Here is a 16,207-nt window from a genome sequence, read left to right as displayed (position 1 = left end):
AATCTTAAATAACTGCAACAAAGGTGAAGCGCAAATGTTTGGATGCTAAAGATGAGCATGACTATACCGTTTTTGCTAAGTTTTTCGTGCGTCTGCATTTTTGACTACAATAGATCACCTCTTCCCAGTGCCTTGCCCATTTTGCGCGCCACATAAACGAGCGGTTACAAACCGGGCAGGTTTTTACCGGTAGATGCTGCTTTTTTACATCTTTCATAAGGCTTTTAAGTCACAATTTTTTTAATCATGCCATTAAAAATAAAATAGTGAAATGGTAGTACTGCGTACCAATATAAGCGTCCAGCTAATCCAAGCGGTCTGAAAGTGGCAGTTTGGTAAACACAGTCATCCACTATTTTAAACTCCAGCCAGGCTTCACCCGGTAATTTCATTTCTGCATATAACAGCAAACGACTTTCCTGGGTGTTTGAATAAATTACACGCCAAAAATCGAGCCGATCGCCTGTGCTGATGGCTGTTGGGTTTTTTCTTCCCCGGTTAAGCCCGACACCGCCGAATAACTTATCCAGGAAACCCCTAAAGTTCCATAGCCAATTTGCATAGTACCATCCCGATTTGCCACCAATGGCAAAAATTCTTGCCGTAGCCAATTTTCGGTCACTCGTGTGGGCCGATTTTCGATCTACAAACACGCCGTTGGTAGGAACAGCGAGCAGCTTTTTGATCATTTCCTTTGAATAGGTTTTTCCCATCGCATCGTACCAGCTTGAAAGCACCATATTTTGCTCAATCTTTTGAAAGGCAAGATCAATAGCTTCTTTGTATGGGATTAATTTAATATCAAGTTTGTCTGCAAGATCATTCGGTTCGGCCACTACATCCACATGCATACTGTCTACAAGATTCCGTGCCAGGCTATAAGAGGTTGACGTTACAAAATATAACCAATAAGATGAAAGTTTAGGCGTCATAACAGGTAGAATCAAGATGCGTCTTTTAAGCTTTCTCACTGCTGCAAACTCCAATAACATCTCCTTGTAGCTTAATATATCCGGACCATAAATGTCGTAATGCTTACCGAAAGTAAACTCCTTTAACAATACTTTAAACAGGAATTCTATCACATTTCGGATGGCAATAGGCTGGCATTTGGTATGAAGCCACTTTGGTGCAACCATTACCGGTAACTTTTCCACCAGATCGCGTATAATTTCGAAGGAGGCACTGCCAGAACCCACTATTATTCCTGCCCTGAGTGTGGTAAGTGGTACTTTGCATTCACTCAACAGTTGCTCCACTTTTTTGCGCGAGGCCAGGTGTTTAGAAAGCTCAACACTATTTACTATTCCGCTTAAAAATATAATTTGTTTGGCTGCTGTTTCGCCTATTGCTTTTGAAAAGTTACGGGCAGACTTTGCCTCACTGTCACTAAAGTCTTTGTTGCCGCTCATTGAATGAACCAGGTAGTAAGCCGCATCAATATCTTTTGGTAGTGAGTGTAAGCTTTCAGGTTTCATGAGGTCAGCTTCGATAACGGTTATCTTCGCATCCTGGCCAAATTTGTTTTTGTCGAAGCGAGCTGCATTTCTAACCAGGCAAAAAACAGTATTGCCCTGTTCTAACAGAACTGGAAGCAATCGCTGAGCAATATATCCGGTTGCGCCGGTAAGTAGTATGTTCAAATCGCAATTTTAAATATATCAACAGCTATTCGCTTGTTTATGTTTGCTAGGAGGGGAATGAATCTAAAAAAATGGGATACTAAAAATCATTCATTCACTTGGTAAGTGAGGTTTCCTAATTCATTATTTTAAGATTTTATACGAAAAATCAGTTCACATATTTATTCAAAATAGGATCCTGCCCCGGGTTATGGTAGCCAATAATCACTTTATCCTTAAAAGCTTTTTTTGAAATGATAATAAGCTGGTTATCAACAACGTTCCCGGTTGGTGAAAAGGTAAGCTGATAGATCAGGTGTAATGTTTTTAACATGGGTAAAACAGCACAAAATTAATCAATCAACTGAATTATTGTTCCGTTTAAAGAATTGCGGTGAAGTGCTTCCTAACTTTTTTGCTTGATCTATAAGAGGTTCTGTATTTTAACATCCGATGTCTTAATTCTTCACAACAATCAGACCGATCATAAAAGCAAAAGCCTTGATTTTCATCAAGGCTTTTGTTCGATTTTTTTGTTGTACAGTAGGTGGGAAATTATCACAATACCTTTCTGGCTTCTTAGAGGTGTTAGATAAAAAAAAAGTTGCATAAAGAACTTCAAAATTTCCAAAAAAAGTTAAAATATTTTGTTCTAAAAATCCTTCACGCTCATAGTTCGGGAGGTTTTTAAAACTAAGGTGCCTGAAAAGGAAAATAGCAAGAAATAATCAGAAAGATTGTTTTGGGGAATGAACTGCTGACGATTGTCAGTGGCTTTATTTTATTTTTTCTCATTTTGATATCGGCATGTTGATGCCGTTACTCTCCTGTAGATTTGGATCTGCAGCTTGTCTTTTTGGATGTTTTTGTTTTTGTTTGATCTGATTTTGCTATGTTTGTGGACTAAATTCTCTTATGGCGCTCGATTTTTTACTGTTTGAATCTCTCTGTTTTTTTTGCGGCTTCTGTTTTTGCATCCACTAGATGGAATTCCATTTAATTACTGACTGTTATTTTTTTATGCGTAGAATCTATTTCGCTCTTTTTATTTTTTTGCTTGATAGCTTTTCGCTATCTGCGCAAGTGATCCTTAAAAATGAGGGTTTTTCTAAAGTTTATGTGGCTTACGGTTATAGGGACGTGCATACTGGCTGGACTACTAAAGGATGGTTTCCTGTTGAACCTGGAGAAGAGAAGCCAGTATATAATTATACAGCTTTAAGTAATCCCAATTTTTATTACTGTGCGAAGATTGAGAAATGTGACCAGGGCTATTTTGGCCAGTATTCTCTTTATGTAAATACTCAGGATGCCTTTACTATTCCCAATGCTGATAAGGCTATTGATTATGCCTCGCAGCTCATAAAGATTTACCGTTTCAACCTGGTTAATTTAGAAGGTAAAAGCTCTTATACAATTACTTTCAATCCGGTGAACTTAAAATGTGGAGGGAAGGCGCAAGGAAAATGGCGCTTTCCTTTGGATAAATATGGGGATTATGCGGAGAAAAAGGAAGATGAAAAGATGTATCGGGAAGTAACTTTTGATGATGGAAAGCCCATCGGATGGTGTAAGGATTTTTATGCTGATGGTAAGCTTCGCGCGGAATTTAAGCTGGTATCGGCAAAGCCTTTGTTATATAACGGTCATTGCATTTGGTATAAGGAAGATGGTAGCAAAGAAAGAGAAGCTGACTATGAACAGGGAGCCCTCATTTCCAAAACTGATTTTTCTGGAAATGAAGTGAAAGTCTCTAAATCCATGTTTGAGGTGGTAAAGTTTCCATTGCAATCTTTCTTTTTGAATAGTACAGGTAATGAAGCGCTTCTTGATGGAAAGTCCAGGACGATGTATCCTATTGTATTACCCAAGGGGACTGTAGAATGGTATTATGAGTTTTCTGCCTCCAGAAATAAGGATGATATTGATGGGTATACCAAATTGTTTAGCCTGGCAGGGCAATTGACTAAGCTTATTGATAAAAGCGGGGTTCTATCTGCCGGTGTTGGTATGTTAACGGCTCCTCCCGGAGGGGATTTTTGTAATGTTTATCTACTTGATGGCTCTTATAATGCTTTTCGCTCTAAACAGAATTTTTCGTTTTGGAGAGCGGGCAGCAGGACTAACTTTAAATCAGGTATTGTAGATTTAAAGGGGAATAGTCTTTTAAATCCTGTAATTGGTATTGAAAATCCAAGTCTGACTTACGGGATACATGTAGCTATTCAGGTAGTGGCTATAGTCTCCAGGATTGATGATTAGACTGTTATCCTCACAGGAAAAATCTATAATAATATAAATCAAGCCTGTTTGTTTTTTTGTGGGCTATGCTCAGGACCTTGATTTTATTTGGTTATTTTTATATTTTAAAATATTGATTTTTAGTATTTATTTGGTGAAGTATTATGCTATAAAACGATCTATTATGATTAAGCGTGAAAGAGTGCCTGTGCCTGTAGTAATATTAAGTCCCTGAATTAATAAAGCAAAAGTTCAACTTTGGGAACAATATTGCTGCAGTTCCCAGAAACGCATCTCTATTAAAAGAGAGCTTTTAAAGTATGTCAGGAATGAACTGTATTATGTCTCAGAGAACAAGTTTGCCTAAAGTGTTGTTTTTTAGTGATATTTTCACTTTTATGAATAATTTAGAAAACAATCAGACCGATCATAAAAGCAAAAGCCTTGATTTTCATCAAGGCTTTTGTTCGATTTTTTGTTGTACTCGGGGCGGGAATCGAACCCGCACGCCTTTGAAAGCACAGGATTTTAAGTCCTGCGTGTCTACCAGTTCCACCACCCGAGCATTAGCCGCTGCCGATCTCCATCGACTTGGTTAACTTAAAAATAAATGCCTTCTGGTAGGAAGGCATTTAGAGCGAAAGACGAGATTCGAACTCGCGACCCCGACCTTGGCAAGGTCGTGCTCTACCAACTGAGCTACTTTCGCAAATTAATACATGGTGTTGTATTCCTTTGGGGTTGCAAATATAGAAATATAAATATAACTATCAAAAAATAATTTTATTTTTTTTGTTTTTTAAGGCGTGTTTAGTGGCTTTTTGTGTTGAGGTAGTTGATCAATTTTTATGATTTAATCTTGAAATTTGAAGATTATCAGGGATTTAAAATGAGGGTTGTTAGCAGATGGGGGATTTGATCAGGCATAAAAAAAATAATAAAATTGCTGTCTATCCATTACATCAGCTACAATTAATTATTTTGATCAATATTAACTTTTTGTAAATTGCTCAGACCTATATAAATGAAGGTTAGTATTTGCAGCTTAGAATGGAAACACGGTTTGATTTTATTTAAGCAAATGATAAAACAGTTTACCGAATGAATAAACTAATAAATGCACTCAACATTATAGGGATGTGCGGTCTGTTGGCCTGCCATTCAAAAACAGTAGAAAGGAAAGAATCAGGAAAGCTAAGTCCTGTTTATGACCAAAATGTTACCCCAAAAAAACAAAATAATAAACTTGAGCATGTTGCCCAATTAACTTTTGTGGAATATCTTGATGACGGTGATTATTTTCAAATTTTAGCAAACAAAGGTGATAGTACATTTAGTTTCATCAATGAAACTGATACTGCCAGAAACCTAAATCGTGGAGACCAGATACAAGTTGTCTGGAAAAATGATATGGTTACCATTCCTGGAGATAATGAGTCTGAAATGCCCGCCAAATTAATACTTTCCATAAAGAAAACAGGTGACGGTCCGGTAACTTCATTCAGAAAGACCTACGATAAAAAAATAAAATATACATGGTCTACTGACGAGGAATTTACCTCATCATACCTTAACAAAATTTATTTGTTAATGGAGTATTACCTTACACAAACGAAAAATCCTTCGCTGCAGGCTGCTATAAAAAACCGGCAGGAGCTGACTTATTCTATCGAATCGGCAGAAAGAAACGGTCAGCACTACAGGGTGATTGGTATTGCCCCGGTTGGGCCAAATGGCCGTAATATTGTTCAATGGCTTTATTTAGGAGAAGAAAATGGCCGGATTTATGAGTATAATCTGGCGGAGAATAAACTGGTCGTATTTAATTAATGCTATATTTAATCGGCTAAGTGCTTTTAACCTGGTAATACATTTTATAATAATTGGATCACGCAGCAACCGGTAAACTTTAACAATGCACAAAATTATTTTAAAATATTGGATAATAGATTTATTGTTAGGTTTAGTTTTATATGCTGCCTACACCATTACCATTATGAATAAAACTGCTACCGGCAGTGGGTTCTTCTCAAATGTGCTGTATTTATTAAATATCGTTTTAAATCTGGGGTATTCATTATTATACCTTACTGCAGTGGTAATTTGCTCTTTTACCGTTTTTCTGAATTTCATCCATAAGGTAAGGCGTAATGCTGTTCTTTCCTGGCTTAGCTTTTCTGGAGCACCTATTTTAGGGGTGGCGATACCCGTGATTAGTTTATGGATATCAACTTATGAAGTGAGTAAAAATGTGCTCACAGAACTTTTGATCTTTTCGATAGTTTATCCATGCATCACTACAATCTTATATCTGCGGTTTAGAAGAAAAAATAGGATATTAAATAGTTTCACTAGTACAGATACAATCGCTGGGTAATATTAAGTGAGCGCTACTAAAGTATGCAGATCAAAAACAAAAAAGTCCGATCAATTTTGACCGGACTTTTTGTTGTGTACTCGGGGCGGGAATCGAACCCGCACGCCTTTGAAAGCACAGGATTTTAAGTCCTGCGTGTCTACCAGTTCCACCACCCGAGCATTAGCCGCTGCCGATCTCCAACGGCTTGGTTAACTTTAAAATAAATGCCTTCTGGTAGGAAGGCATTTTGGAGCGAAAGACGAGATTCGAACTCGCGACCCCGACCTTGGCAAGGTCGTGCTCTACCAACTGAGCTACTTTCGCATTTACAAAACTGATGTTGTCGTTTCGTTTTGGTGATGCAAATATAGGCAGATTTATATTTCTGTCAAGAGATTTTTTATTAAAAATTTAATATTTAATTTAAATTGCTGGCTTTCAGTACCAGTAAAATTAAATCAGTTTCAAATCCTTTTGCCTGAAGGTAGCTCATCAGCCTATTTTTCCTTTTAAAAGGATCATTTTCTCCCAAACTTTCCGCTTTTTTTACCGCTAATTTTTCTATCGTTTGCAAATAATCATCCTCATCAATACTATAAATTGCTTTTTGCAGTATTTTATCCGGAACACCTTTTAATTTCAGCCCCTGCTTAATTTTAATCCGGCCCCAATGTTTGATGTTAAATTTACCTGATGCATAACTTTTGGCAAATCTTTCTTCATTTAAAAAATTGTTGATGATCAGGTCGGTAATAATTTCTTCCAGTTCGTCGCCACGCATGCCCCATTCAACCAATTTGTATCGCACTTCTTTTTGCGAGCGCTCCTGGTAAACGCAAAAACTTTCGGCTTTGGCCAAAGCTTGTTTTTTATCTAATAATACTGCTTCTTGTTTACCGCTTTTCATAATTAATTACTGAAATTCGTAAAAATAAAAGCGATTACCGTATTTTTCTGAATATAATAGCATGCAAAATCCAATATATACCGTTGCCAAAATTGCCGAAATTTTAAACGCCAATACGAAATTAGTTGATGGCGAGGTGATTATCCATTATCTGGTAATCGATAGCCGTTCGGTTTTGGTACCTGAAAGTTCTATGTTTTTTGCCCTTTCTTCGCACCGCAACGGCCACGAATTTATTAAAGATGCCTATGCAAAAGAAATCAGGAATTTTGTCGTTACCGAAGCAAGATACATTCTCGAATATCCAGACTGCAACTTTTTATTGGTAAATGATGCCTTGGAAGCACTACAAAAGTTAAGCACTTATCATCGAAATCAATTCAATCTAAAAATAATTGGTATAACAGGTAGCAATGGGAAAACGATTGTTAAAGAATGGTTATATCAGCTTCTGGCATCCGATTTTAATATTGTGAAGAGTCCGAAAAGTTATAATTCGCAAATTGGGGTGCCGCTTTCTGTATGGCAAATTGAGGCCGACGATACCTTGGGCATTTTTGAAGCTGGTATTTCTGCCGTTAATGAGATGCAATATCTGGCAGAAATTATCCGCCCTGAAATCGGAATTTTAACCAACATCGGTGAGGCACATGCTGAAGGATTCAGTTCCAAAAAAGAAAAACTCACCGAAAAATTGAAACTCTTTGCAGCATCTCAACTATTTATTTATTCACCAGAGTATGTAAATGAAATTGGCGTAAAAAATCTGCCGGGTAAAAAACAGTTTAGCTGGAGCAGCAAACAGGCAGCAGATCTTCAGATCACCACTGTTGAACCTATTGAAGGAAAATGTTATTTAAGAGCCATTTATCAAAATAGAGAAATTGAATGCATATTACCTTTTAAAGATAAAGCATCGATAGAAAATGGCATGATCTGCTGGGCAACTTTATTGGCTTTAGGTTATACACCAGAGCAGGCCGATCTGCGCCTGGAGAAACTGAGCCATGTAAGTATGCGCCTGGAGCTGAAAAACGGCATCAATCAGTGCTCCATTATTGACGATTCGTACAGTGCTGATATTTCTTCTTTAGCTATTGCGCTGGATTTTTTAAATCAACAGAACCAGCATCCCAAGAAAACCGTTATTCTTTCTGAATTATTCGAAACCGGAAGAGACGATTTTGATTTGTATACTGAAATAGCTGAGCTGCTCTCGCAAAAAAAGATAAACCGATTGATCGGCATTGGGACAAACATTGCCCGTTATGCCGAACTTTTTAAGTTCGAAACCCAGTTTTTTGACAATACCAATGCTTTTGTAGAGGCTTTTCCGGGTTTACACTTTAACCATGAAACTATATTGGTAAAAGGGGCCAGGCGTTATGAATTTGGACGCATCAGTAAATTACTCACCCAAAAAATACACGATACGGTTTTAGAGATCGACTTGAATGCCATGGTAGGTAATTTGCAGTTTTACCGGTCTAAAATTAAGCCAGACGTTAAAATAATGGCAATGGTTAAGGCCTTTTCTTACGGAAGCGGAAGTTTCGAAATCGCCAATTTATTGCAGTTCCACAAGGTAGATTATCTGGCAGTAGCTTATGCCGATGAGGGTATTGCTTTGCGTAAAGCAGGAATTACTTTACCTATTATGGTGATGAGTCCGGAAGAATCTGCCTTCGAAGCCATTATCAAGCACAGGTTAGAACCCGAAATTTATAGTGTAGAAATTCTAAGCAGTTTCTTAAACGCACTATCAGATTATGATTTCGATTATCCTATCCACATTAAAATAGATAGTGGTATGCATCGCTTGGGCTTCGATCAAGCCGAAATGGATGCCTTATCTGTCCTCTTAAAAGATTCCGCAAGGGTTAAAGTACAGAGTGTTTTTTCTCACCTCGTGGCTAGTGATGCCGCAGAGCATGATGGATTTACCCAGCAGCAGATTGATAGATTTAAAATCGTCGCCAATCAATTGGTTAACATTTTAGGTTATAAGCCATTATTGCATATCTCCAATACCTCTGGGATCTCACGCTGGCCAGATGCACAAATGGATATGGTTCGTTTGGGTATAGGGTTGTATGGTTTTGATTCTGCTTTAGCCAATAACCGGGGTTTGCAGACGGTAATGGTACTTAAAACTACGGTTACGCAGGTGAAGACTTTAGCGCCAGGAGAAACTGTAGGTTATGGTAGGAGAGGACTCATGCCAAATGGTGGAAAAATAGCAACCGTAAAAATTGGCTACGCAGACGGATACACGCGGTATTTTGGTAATGGCGTTGGCAAAATGCTCATCAATGGCCATTTGGTGCCTACAATTGGCTCAATCTGTATGGATATGACCATGCTGGATATTACCGGCATTGAGGTGAAACCGGGCGATGAGGCTATTGTTTTTAATAAAGAGCATACCATTATGGAGTTGGCGAAAGATATCAATACCATTCCTTATGAAATTTTAACCAATATCTCGCAAAGGGTAAAGAGAGTTTATTTCTACGAGTAGTTCATTAGTCATTGGTTTATTGGTCATTAGTATAGCGAATTGCCTATTAGTCGTCGGTTCATTGGTCAATAGCTTGATGGTTCATAGCCAACGGCAACTACTAATTGCTAAGATAGGCATCATGCACAAATGAACTAATGGCTAGTGAACAAATGAACTAAAAAAAATGTTATTTTTGCACCATGAATAAAGTCGGGAAAGCCATTTTAAACTATTTAATTAAAGGTTTATTAATTGTTGTACCCATTGCCGTAAGTATTTTTATTGTGGTTTGGGCAGTTACAACAGTTGATAGCTGGTTAAATGTAAACAATATCTTAGGCGTAAATCCGCACACAGGCGAAAGTCGCAATATTCCCGGTTTAGGTTTGTTGACCGTTTTGACCATCATTTTACTTGCGGGAATTTTTGTCACCAATTTGGTAACCGAACCCATGTACAACTGGTTTCAGCGGATGATGCAGCGCCTGCCCTTGCTTAATTTTATTTACTCTTCCATAAAAGATCTAACCGAAGCCTTTGTGGGCGACGAAAAGAAATTTAACCATCCGGTATTAGTTGAGGTAGAGGGCGGTTTAAAAAAGATTGGTTTTTTAACGCAGAACGATTTGCATAAACTCGATCTGCCTGACGAAGTAGCCGTTTATTTTCCGCTCTCCTATTCATTTGCAGGTCAGCTATGCATAGTACAGCGTGATAAGGTTACCGATCTAAAAATGTCAGCAGCCGATGCCATGAAAATGGTGGTGAGCGGTGGTGTTAGTGGCCTTTAAATACTTTCTAAATGATTACGATATTTCATCAATAAAACTGGGCAGGCATAATAGACAGATAAAGAGCCGAAAATCAGTTTTCATCTAGTTTTAGCGTCTCGATACTGCATTTAGAAGATAGGATACATTCTGCTCACTATCGTCATACTGAACTTGCTTCAGTAACTTTATGTTTAAGGAATTCAACTAAAACAAAAAGATTCTTCGCTGCGCTCAGAATGACAAATTGAAATATTCTGCTCACTATCGTCATACTGCACTTGTTTCAGTATCTTTTATATTTAAGGAATTTAACTGAAACGAAAAGATTCTTCGCTGCGCTCAGAATGACAAATTGAAATATTCTGCTCACTATCGTCATACTGAACTTGTTTCAGTATCTTTTATATTTAAGGAATTTAACTGAAACGAAAAGATTCTTCGCTGCGCGCAGAATGACAAATTGAAATATTCTGCTCACTATCGTCATACTGAACTTATTTCAGTATCTTTTATGTTTAAGGAATTTAACTGAAACGAAAAGATTCTTCGCTGCGCTCAGAATGACAACTAAAAAATACTCTTAAAGGTAAGCATGCAGCATATAAAAATAATCAGACCGAAAATCAGTCTCGAATAATATTCCCGGACAAAAAGTCCGCACAAAATGATCAGATCATCATCTACATTGGTGTGTAACAAACCACTCCCTGTTGAAGCATTGAACAAAATCTGTTTATCCTGATGATTATTTAAAGACCATCGCTTTAACCAGCTGTTTTGAAAACTCCAATCAAAAGTATCACCGGAAGCAAATACAATTTTAGCTTGAAAACGCCCCCAATCGTAAGTAATTATGGCTAAAACCTCGTTCTTATTGTTTAATAATTTAGTTTCAGGTTTAGAAAACCCTTCACTTTTAAACATGTAAATACCAGCTGGGGTAGTGGCTATAGCCGAATTTTTCCAGGAAATAAAATTCATTGAGAATTTTAAAAATCCGTTGTTAAATACCTGATAGTTACTGTCAAATAAACCTTTTCTCCAACTTAATACCTGTTCCATCTCACAAAGATTTAATTTACATCATTAATGGTGACGAAGTGTTGAGGTGGTAATAACAGGAACAATACAGGCAATTATGAGAATGGTCTGTCTGTTGTAAACCTGTTTAATAAATAATCCCGCAATTACCAACAATTTATTATCGGTATCGGAAGATATTGCTCCACTATTGCTGCTCGAATTGTACATAATGTGCTCATCTTTATAATTGCTTACCGTCCATTGCGATTTCCAGATACCGGTTGCTTTCCATTCATACTGCTCACCGGATTTTAAGCTGATTACTGCTTTTGATTTCCAGGTGTCGTAAGTAATCATTGCAATTACTTCATTTGTTTTACGATCGATTACCTTGGTGCTTGATTGCCAAAATCCCTCGTTTACAAATAGAAAGTTTTGATCTTCAAACACACTTTCGGCGTTGCTTGTCCACATTCCGAAAGTAATGGCGCCTTTTTGAAGCCCATCTACAAAGAGTTGAAAATTCCCGCTACACCAATTACTCTTCCAGTTGATAAATTTCGACATTTTTGTTGCGTTTTATTTTAGATACCCTTTTGTTGAAGTTGTTACAATAAAAAAGTGCTTATGTTTTGTAAGCACTTTTTCAGTTATCAGTTTTCAATTAGCCAATTTCAACAGTTAACCGATTAATCAACAGCATTAAAAATTCGGTTTAAGCACATATTTATCATAGAAACGGAAAATATGTTCTGCGGCTTCTTCTGCCGTATCAACCAATCTGAAGAGGTTTAAATCTTCTTCATGAATATTGTGTTCTTTTTGCAACATGGTTCCTTTAATCCAGTCGATTAGTCCGCCCCAATAATCAACACCAACCAATACGATAGGGAAACGGGCAATTTTTCCGGTCTGGATGAGGGTTAAGGCTTCAAACAGTTCATCCATAGTGCCAAATCCACCAGGTAAGACCACAAAACCCTGACTATATTTCATGAACATTACCTTACGCACAAAGAAATAATCAAACTCCAGCAACTTATTATGATCGATATATTTATTGTGGAACTGCTCAAATGGTAGTTCAATGTTTAAACCTACAGATTTCCCTCCATTGGTATGGGCGCCTTTGTTACCAGCTTCCATGATACCCGGACCACCTCCAGTAATTACACCGTAACCTCTATCAGTTAATAATTTACCGCATTGCTCGGCCAATTGGTAATACCGGTGTGTTTGGGCAGTACGTGCCGAACCATAAATGGTAACGCATGGACCAATTTTAGCCAATTTTTCAAAGCCGTCTACAAATTCGGCCATGATTTTAAAAATTTGCCAGGAATCGGTTACTTTAATTTCCTGCCAGTCTTTGTTCTCAAAAGCACTTCTAATTTTTTCTTCACTCGTCATATACTGTTATTCTAATATTAAAACTTTGTCTGCGCATCAGTCTTTTTGCTGATGAATAACAAACCTATAAATGTGATTAAACCATTAATTAAAATCAGTTCAACACTAAAAACATATCCACCTAAAATTGAGGCCGAATTGCTTGCAAGCAAGTAACATAAAAAAGGCGATAATATGCAAACTATCGGCACTAATTTATCGTGAAGACCACGTTTTTTTACAAATAATCCAAAACTATATAAGCCTAAAAGCGGTCCGTAGGTGTAAGATGCAATGGTGAAAATCAAACTCACAACTGAGGAACTGTTCAACGCATTGATTACGAGAATCACCAGGAACATCAAAATAGAAAAGGCTATGTGGACCGTATGGCGTTTTTTTACAGCATCTTTGGCATTTACATTTTCTGCTTTAGCCATGCCTAAAAAGTCGACACAAAATGAGGTGGTTAAGGCAGTAAGGGCTGAGTCGGTTGTAGCAAATGTGGCTGCGGTTAATCCCAGCATAAAAATAATGGCCGGTATTGCGCCAAGGTTGTTCAACGCAATTTCTGGGAATAATAAATCTGTACGCGGTTTACCCGTAATGTGATCTAATGGAATATCGATACCATTTTTCGCTGCAAAAATGTATAGCAATGCGCCTACACTTAAAAAGAAAACATTTAAAATTACAAATACACCAGTAAAGGTGAACATGTTTTTCTGTGCTTCTTTAATGGTTCCCATGCTCAGGTTTTTCTGCATCAGGTCCTGATCTAAACCCGTCATGGCAATGGTTACAAAAATACCACCGATAAACTGTTTACTGAAATAGAACTTATTGGTCAGGAAATTATCTAAAAAGAATATTTTGGAATAACTGCTGTTTTTTACGGTCTCAAAGGCTTGAGGGATATTGAAATTAAGGCTATTGCAAATGAAATAAATGGTTAAGAAAACAGATAAAACGAGGAAGAACGTTTGTAAAGTATCGGTAATAATGATGGTTTTTAACCCGCCTTTAAAAGTATACGACCATATCAATGCCAATGAAATTAATACCGTTAACCAGAATGGAATCCCATAATTGTCGAAGATAAAACGTTGTAAAACAATTACTACCAGGTATAATCTGGTCGCTGAACCCAATGTTCGGCTCAATAAAAATATCGATGCAGCGGTTTTGTAGCTATAATGGCCTAATCTCTTTTCGATATAACTGTAAATCGAGGTAAGGTTCATCCGATAGTAGAGCGGGAGCAAAACTGTGGCTATAATGATAAAGCCGACCGCATTACCCAGCACAAATTGGAAATATTGAAACTGGTTTCCGCTGGGTGCACCAACTTCTCCTGGTACCGAAATAAAAGTAACGCCAGAAAGTGCTGTTCCAATCATTCCAAAAGCCACGAGGTACCATTTAGAATTTCTATTGGCAACAAAAAAGGTGCTATTGTCTGACGATTTTTGAGAGGTTACAAACGAAATAATAATCAGTAGCAGAAAGTAACCAATTAGAAAACATAAGAGAATGGTTGGTGACATAGTTTTGTTTTAAGCTGATAAATGTAAAGAAAACTATCAAATCAAGCAATATTCTTGTTAGTCGGAAGTCGGAAGGCGGAAGTCGGAAGTCGGAAGTCCGGAGTAAAAACGTCCTGTAACAAATGAGTAGGAAAGGTTGCTCGTTTTCAGTTGGCAATTGGCAATTTGCAGTTATCAATAAACCAATATCCAGTTTTCAGTTGGCAATTTGCAATTACCAATGAACCAATGACTAATGAACTATTGAACTAACAAACGATTTTACCTATTTTTGCACTATGAATTTTTCATCCAAACTGCTCGAAGATGCGGTAAACGAATTCTCAAAACTTCCTGGTGTGGGGCAAAAAACAGCTTTGCGTTTGGTATTACATCTTTTAAATAAGGAGCAGGAGGAGGTAAATCAGTTTGGTAATACGTTTATAAAACTTAAACAACAGATTAAACACTGCAGTACCTGCCATAATATTTCTGATTATACGGTTTGCGAAATCTGTACTTCGCATAAACGTGATAAAGAAACCATTTGTGTGGTAGAAGATACGCGTGATGTAATGGCCATTGAAAATACTGGACAGTATTTTGGCGTTTACCATGTTTTAGGTGGTTTAATTTCGCCAATGGATGGTATAGGCCCTTCTGATCTGTTTATTGATGGTTTGGTCACCAGGATGGCAGCAGGAGGCATTAAAGAAGTGATTTTAGCTTTAAGTCCGAATATGGAGGGAGATACCACCTTATTCTACCTTTATAAAAGACTAAAAGAATTTAATGTTCCCGTAACCACCATTGCGCGTGGAATTGCATTTGGTGGCGAACTCGAATATACCGATGAAATTACCTTGGGCCGATCAATCATCACCCGCGTGCCTTACGAAACAGCGATGATGAAATAGTCATAACATAGCCTATAATAATTAAAGCAGTATCCAGTCTTGATACTTACTACTCAATACTTGCTACTCACTACTTGATACTAATTACTCCATACTTGCTACTAAAATACAAATGAACCTAAAAAATAAAGTAATCATCATCACCGGGGCATCAAGCGGAATTGGAAAAGCCTGTGCAGAAGAATTTGCTAAGCGTGGTGCCAACCTGGTTTTAGCTGCCCGCCAATACGTTACCCTGTGCGAAATTACCGCTGATTTAGAAAAGAAATATAATATTAGGGCTGTTGCCGTACAAGCAGATGTAAGTAAAGAGGCCGATTGCGAACTCATTATAAAACAAACCCTGGTTTCTTTTCAAAAAATAGATATCCTGGTGAACAATGCCGGATTATCAATGCGTGCGCTATTTAACGATCTGGATTTATCGGTACTTAAAAACCTAATGGATGTAAACTTTTGGGGAACCGTATATTGCACCAAATATGCTTTGCCAGAGATTTTAAAAACAAAAGGAACAGTGGTGGGCGTATCGTCTATTGCAGGTTACCGCGGTTTGCCAGGCCGTACAGGTTATTCAGCCTCAAAATTTGCCATGAACGGTTTTATGGAATCTTTACGTACCGAATTGCTTAAAACCGGCGTAAATGTAATGGTGGCCTGTCCTGGCTTTACGGCTTCTAACATCCGGGTAACGGCTTTATCGAAAGATGGTGCTGCACATGGCGAAACCAGTATGGATGAAGGTAAAATGATGTCATCAGAAGAAGTGGCCAGCATTATTGCCGATGGCATTGAACAACGCAAACGTACTTTGGTAATGACCAGACAAGGGAAACTGGCCGTGTGGATGAATAAACTTTTCCCTGCTTTTGTAGATAAAAAGGTTTTTGATTTGTTTGCGAAAGAGAAAAATCCGCTGATTAAGGGTTAGCGTAGAGCGGTTAGGG

The 16,207-nt window shown here is 37.7% G+C and carries 15 protein-coding genes and 4 tRNA genes; 7 read left to right on the top strand and 12 right to left on the bottom strand.

Annotation, left to right across the window (positions count from 1 at the left end):
* Positions 1-61: 61 nt before the first annotated feature.
* From OQX63_RS23345 to OQX63_RS02640, 3 genes are all read right to left on the bottom strand, one after another.
* The gene (locus OQX63_RS23345; RefSeq protein ID WP_265849336.1) at positions 62-217 is read right to left on the bottom strand and encodes a DUF2256 domain-containing protein; all 156 of its coding nucleotides are present in this window, start codon (positions 215-217) and stop codon (positions 62-64) included.
* A 7-nt stretch (positions 218-224) separates the two neighbouring features.
* On the bottom strand, positions 225-1,643 hold the full coding sequence (locus OQX63_RS02645) for an SDR family oxidoreductase (protein ID WP_265849335.1): 1,419 nt from the start codon (positions 1,641-1,643) through the stop codon (positions 225-227).
* 148 nt (positions 1,644-1,791) lie between these two features.
* Positions 1,792-1,956 (bottom strand): hypothetical protein, encoded by a 165-nt coding sequence (locus OQX63_RS02640; RefSeq protein ID WP_265849334.1) that lies wholly within the window; start codon positions 1,954-1,956, stop codon positions 1,792-1,794.
* Positions 1,957-2,642: 686 nt separating this feature from the next.
* On the opposite strand from OQX63_RS02640, the gene OQX63_RS02635 reads away from it, so the two are divergent.
* Complete coding sequence (locus OQX63_RS02635) at positions 2,643-3,884, top strand: DUF1036 domain-containing protein (RefSeq protein WP_265849333.1); 1,242 nt, start codon at positions 2,643-2,645, stop codon at positions 3,882-3,884.
* Positions 3,885-4,344: 460 nt separating this feature from the next.
* Here OQX63_RS02635 and OQX63_RS02630 read toward each other — a convergent pair.
* Positions 4,345-4,428, bottom strand: a tRNA-Leu gene (locus OQX63_RS02630).
* A gap of 71 nt (positions 4,429-4,499) precedes the next feature.
* Positions 4,500-4,572: transfer RNA gene (locus tag OQX63_RS02625), tRNA-Gly, on the bottom strand.
* A gap of 392 nt (positions 4,573-4,964) precedes the next feature.
* Here OQX63_RS02625 and OQX63_RS02620 point away from each other — a divergent pair.
* Positions 4,965-5,693, top strand: a complete 729-nt coding sequence (locus OQX63_RS02620) for a hypothetical protein (RefSeq protein WP_265849332.1) — start codon at positions 4,965-4,967, stop codon at positions 5,691-5,693.
* Between the two features lie 85 nt (positions 5,694-5,778).
* Positions 5,779-6,240 (top strand): hypothetical protein, encoded by a 462-nt coding sequence (locus OQX63_RS02615; RefSeq protein WP_265849331.1) that lies wholly within the window; start codon positions 5,779-5,781, stop codon positions 6,238-6,240.
* Positions 6,241-6,317: 77 nt separating this feature from the next.
* On the opposite strand, the gene OQX63_RS02610 is transcribed toward OQX63_RS02615, so the two are convergent.
* The 3 genes from OQX63_RS02610 to OQX63_RS02600 form a co-directional block, all read right to left on the bottom strand.
* Positions 6,318-6,401 (bottom strand) — tRNA-Leu (locus OQX63_RS02610).
* Between the two features lie 69 nt (positions 6,402-6,470).
* Positions 6,471-6,546, bottom strand: a tRNA-Gly gene (locus OQX63_RS02605).
* A 94-nt stretch (positions 6,547-6,640) separates the two neighbouring features.
* Positions 6,641-7,129 carry a regulatory protein RecX gene (locus OQX63_RS02600; RefSeq protein WP_265849330.1) on the bottom strand — a complete coding sequence of 163 codons (489 nt, stop codon included), beginning with the start codon at positions 7,127-7,129 and terminating at the stop codon, positions 6,641-6,643.
* Between the two features lie 61 nt (positions 7,130-7,190).
* Between OQX63_RS02600 and OQX63_RS02595 the strand changes: the two genes are divergently transcribed.
* The gene (locus OQX63_RS02595; protein WP_265849329.1) at positions 7,191-9,650 is read left to right on the top strand and encodes a bifunctional UDP-N-acetylmuramoyl-tripeptide:D-alanyl-D-alanine ligase/alanine racemase; all 2,460 of its coding nucleotides are present in this window, start codon (positions 7,191-7,193) and stop codon (positions 9,648-9,650) included.
* Between the two features lie 182 nt (positions 9,651-9,832).
* Positions 9,833-10,423 carry a DUF502 domain-containing protein gene (locus tag OQX63_RS02590; RefSeq protein WP_265849328.1) on the top strand — a complete coding sequence of 197 codons (591 nt, stop codon included), beginning with the start codon at positions 9,833-9,835 and terminating at the stop codon, positions 10,421-10,423.
* A 549-nt stretch (positions 10,424-10,972) separates the two neighbouring features.
* Here the strand turns inward: OQX63_RS02590 and OQX63_RS02585 are convergent.
* The 4 genes from OQX63_RS02585 to OQX63_RS02570 form a co-directional block, all read right to left on the bottom strand.
* Positions 10,973-11,467, bottom strand: coding sequence for a hypothetical protein (locus tag OQX63_RS02585; protein WP_265849327.1), 495 nt, complete (start codon positions 11,465-11,467; stop codon positions 10,973-10,975).
* Between the two features lie 24 nt (positions 11,468-11,491).
* A complete protein-coding gene (locus tag OQX63_RS02580; RefSeq protein WP_265849326.1) occupies positions 11,492-11,995 on the bottom strand; it encodes a hypothetical protein in 504 nt (167 codons plus the stop codon).
* A 135-nt stretch (positions 11,996-12,130) separates the two neighbouring features.
* Positions 12,131-12,838 carry a TIGR00730 family Rossman fold protein gene (locus OQX63_RS02575; RefSeq protein ID WP_029278019.1) on the bottom strand — a complete coding sequence of 236 codons (708 nt, stop codon included), beginning with the start codon at positions 12,836-12,838 and terminating at the stop codon, positions 12,131-12,133.
* Positions 12,839-12,855: 17 nt separating this feature from the next.
* On the bottom strand, positions 12,856-14,364 hold the full coding sequence (locus OQX63_RS02570; RefSeq protein WP_265849325.1) for a sodium:solute symporter: 1,509 nt from the start codon (positions 14,362-14,364) through the stop codon (positions 12,856-12,858).
* Positions 14,365-14,642: 278 nt separating this feature from the next.
* On the opposite strand from OQX63_RS02570, the gene recR reads away from it, so the two are divergent.
* Positions 14,643-15,260, top strand: coding sequence for a recombination mediator RecR (gene recR / locus OQX63_RS02565; RefSeq protein ID WP_265849324.1), 618 nt, complete (start codon positions 14,643-14,645; stop codon positions 15,258-15,260).
* A gap of 112 nt (positions 15,261-15,372) precedes the next feature.
* Complete coding sequence (locus tag OQX63_RS02560; protein ID WP_265849323.1) at positions 15,373-16,191, top strand: SDR family oxidoreductase; 819 nt, start codon at positions 15,373-15,375, stop codon at positions 16,189-16,191.
* The last annotated feature ends 16 nt before the right edge of the window (positions 16,192-16,207 follow it).

The organism is Pedobacter sp. PF22-3 (assembly GCF_026239555.1).
Classification (GTDB): domain Bacteria; phylum Bacteroidota; class Bacteroidia; order Sphingobacteriales; family Sphingobacteriaceae; genus Pedobacter.
The sequence above is the reverse complement of the archived record's forward strand: the minus strand, read 5'-3'. Positions and strand labels throughout refer to the sequence as shown.

Coding starts and splice junctions, on each gene's coding strand:
- OQX63_RS02615 (WP_265849331.1), top strand. CDS start 5,779: ATGCACAAAATTATTTTAAAATATTGGATAATAGATTTATTGTTAGGT.
- OQX63_RS02570 (WP_265849325.1), bottom strand. CDS start 14,364: ATGTCACCAACCATTCTCTTATGTTTTCTAATTGGTTACTTTCTGCTA.
- recR (WP_265849324.1), top strand. CDS start 14,643: ATGAATTTTTCATCCAAACTGCTCGAAGATGCGGTAAACGAATTCTCA.
- OQX63_RS23345 (WP_265849336.1), bottom strand. CDS start 217: ATGAAAGATGTAAAAAAGCAGCATCTACCGGTAAAAACCTGCCCGGTT.
- OQX63_RS02600 (WP_265849330.1), bottom strand. CDS start 7,129: ATGAAAAGCGGTAAACAAGAAGCAGTATTATTAGATAAAAAACAAGCT.
- OQX63_RS02580 (WP_265849326.1), bottom strand. CDS start 11,995: ATGTCGAAATTTATCAACTGGAAGAGTAATTGGTGTAGCGGGAATTTT.
- OQX63_RS02640 (WP_265849334.1), bottom strand. CDS start 1,956: ATGTTAAAAACATTACACCTGATCTATCAGCTTACCTTTTCACCAACC.
- OQX63_RS02595 (WP_265849329.1), top strand. CDS start 7,191: ATGCAAAATCCAATATATACCGTTGCCAAAATTGCCGAAATTTTAAAC.
- OQX63_RS02635 (WP_265849333.1), top strand. CDS start 2,643: ATGCGTAGAATCTATTTCGCTCTTTTTATTTTTTTGCTTGATAGCTTT.
- OQX63_RS02575 (WP_029278019.1), bottom strand. CDS start 12,838: ATGACGAGTGAAGAAAAAATTAGAAGTGCTTTTGAGAACAAAGACTGG.
- OQX63_RS02585 (WP_265849327.1), bottom strand. CDS start 11,467: ATGGAACAGGTATTAAGTTGGAGAAAAGGTTTATTTGACAGTAACTAT.
- OQX63_RS02560 (WP_265849323.1), top strand. CDS start 15,373: ATGAACCTAAAAAATAAAGTAATCATCATCACCGGGGCATCAAGCGGA.
- OQX63_RS02620 (WP_265849332.1), top strand. CDS start 4,965: ATGAATAAACTAATAAATGCACTCAACATTATAGGGATGTGCGGTCTG.
- OQX63_RS02590 (WP_265849328.1), top strand. CDS start 9,833: ATGAATAAAGTCGGGAAAGCCATTTTAAACTATTTAATTAAAGGTTTA.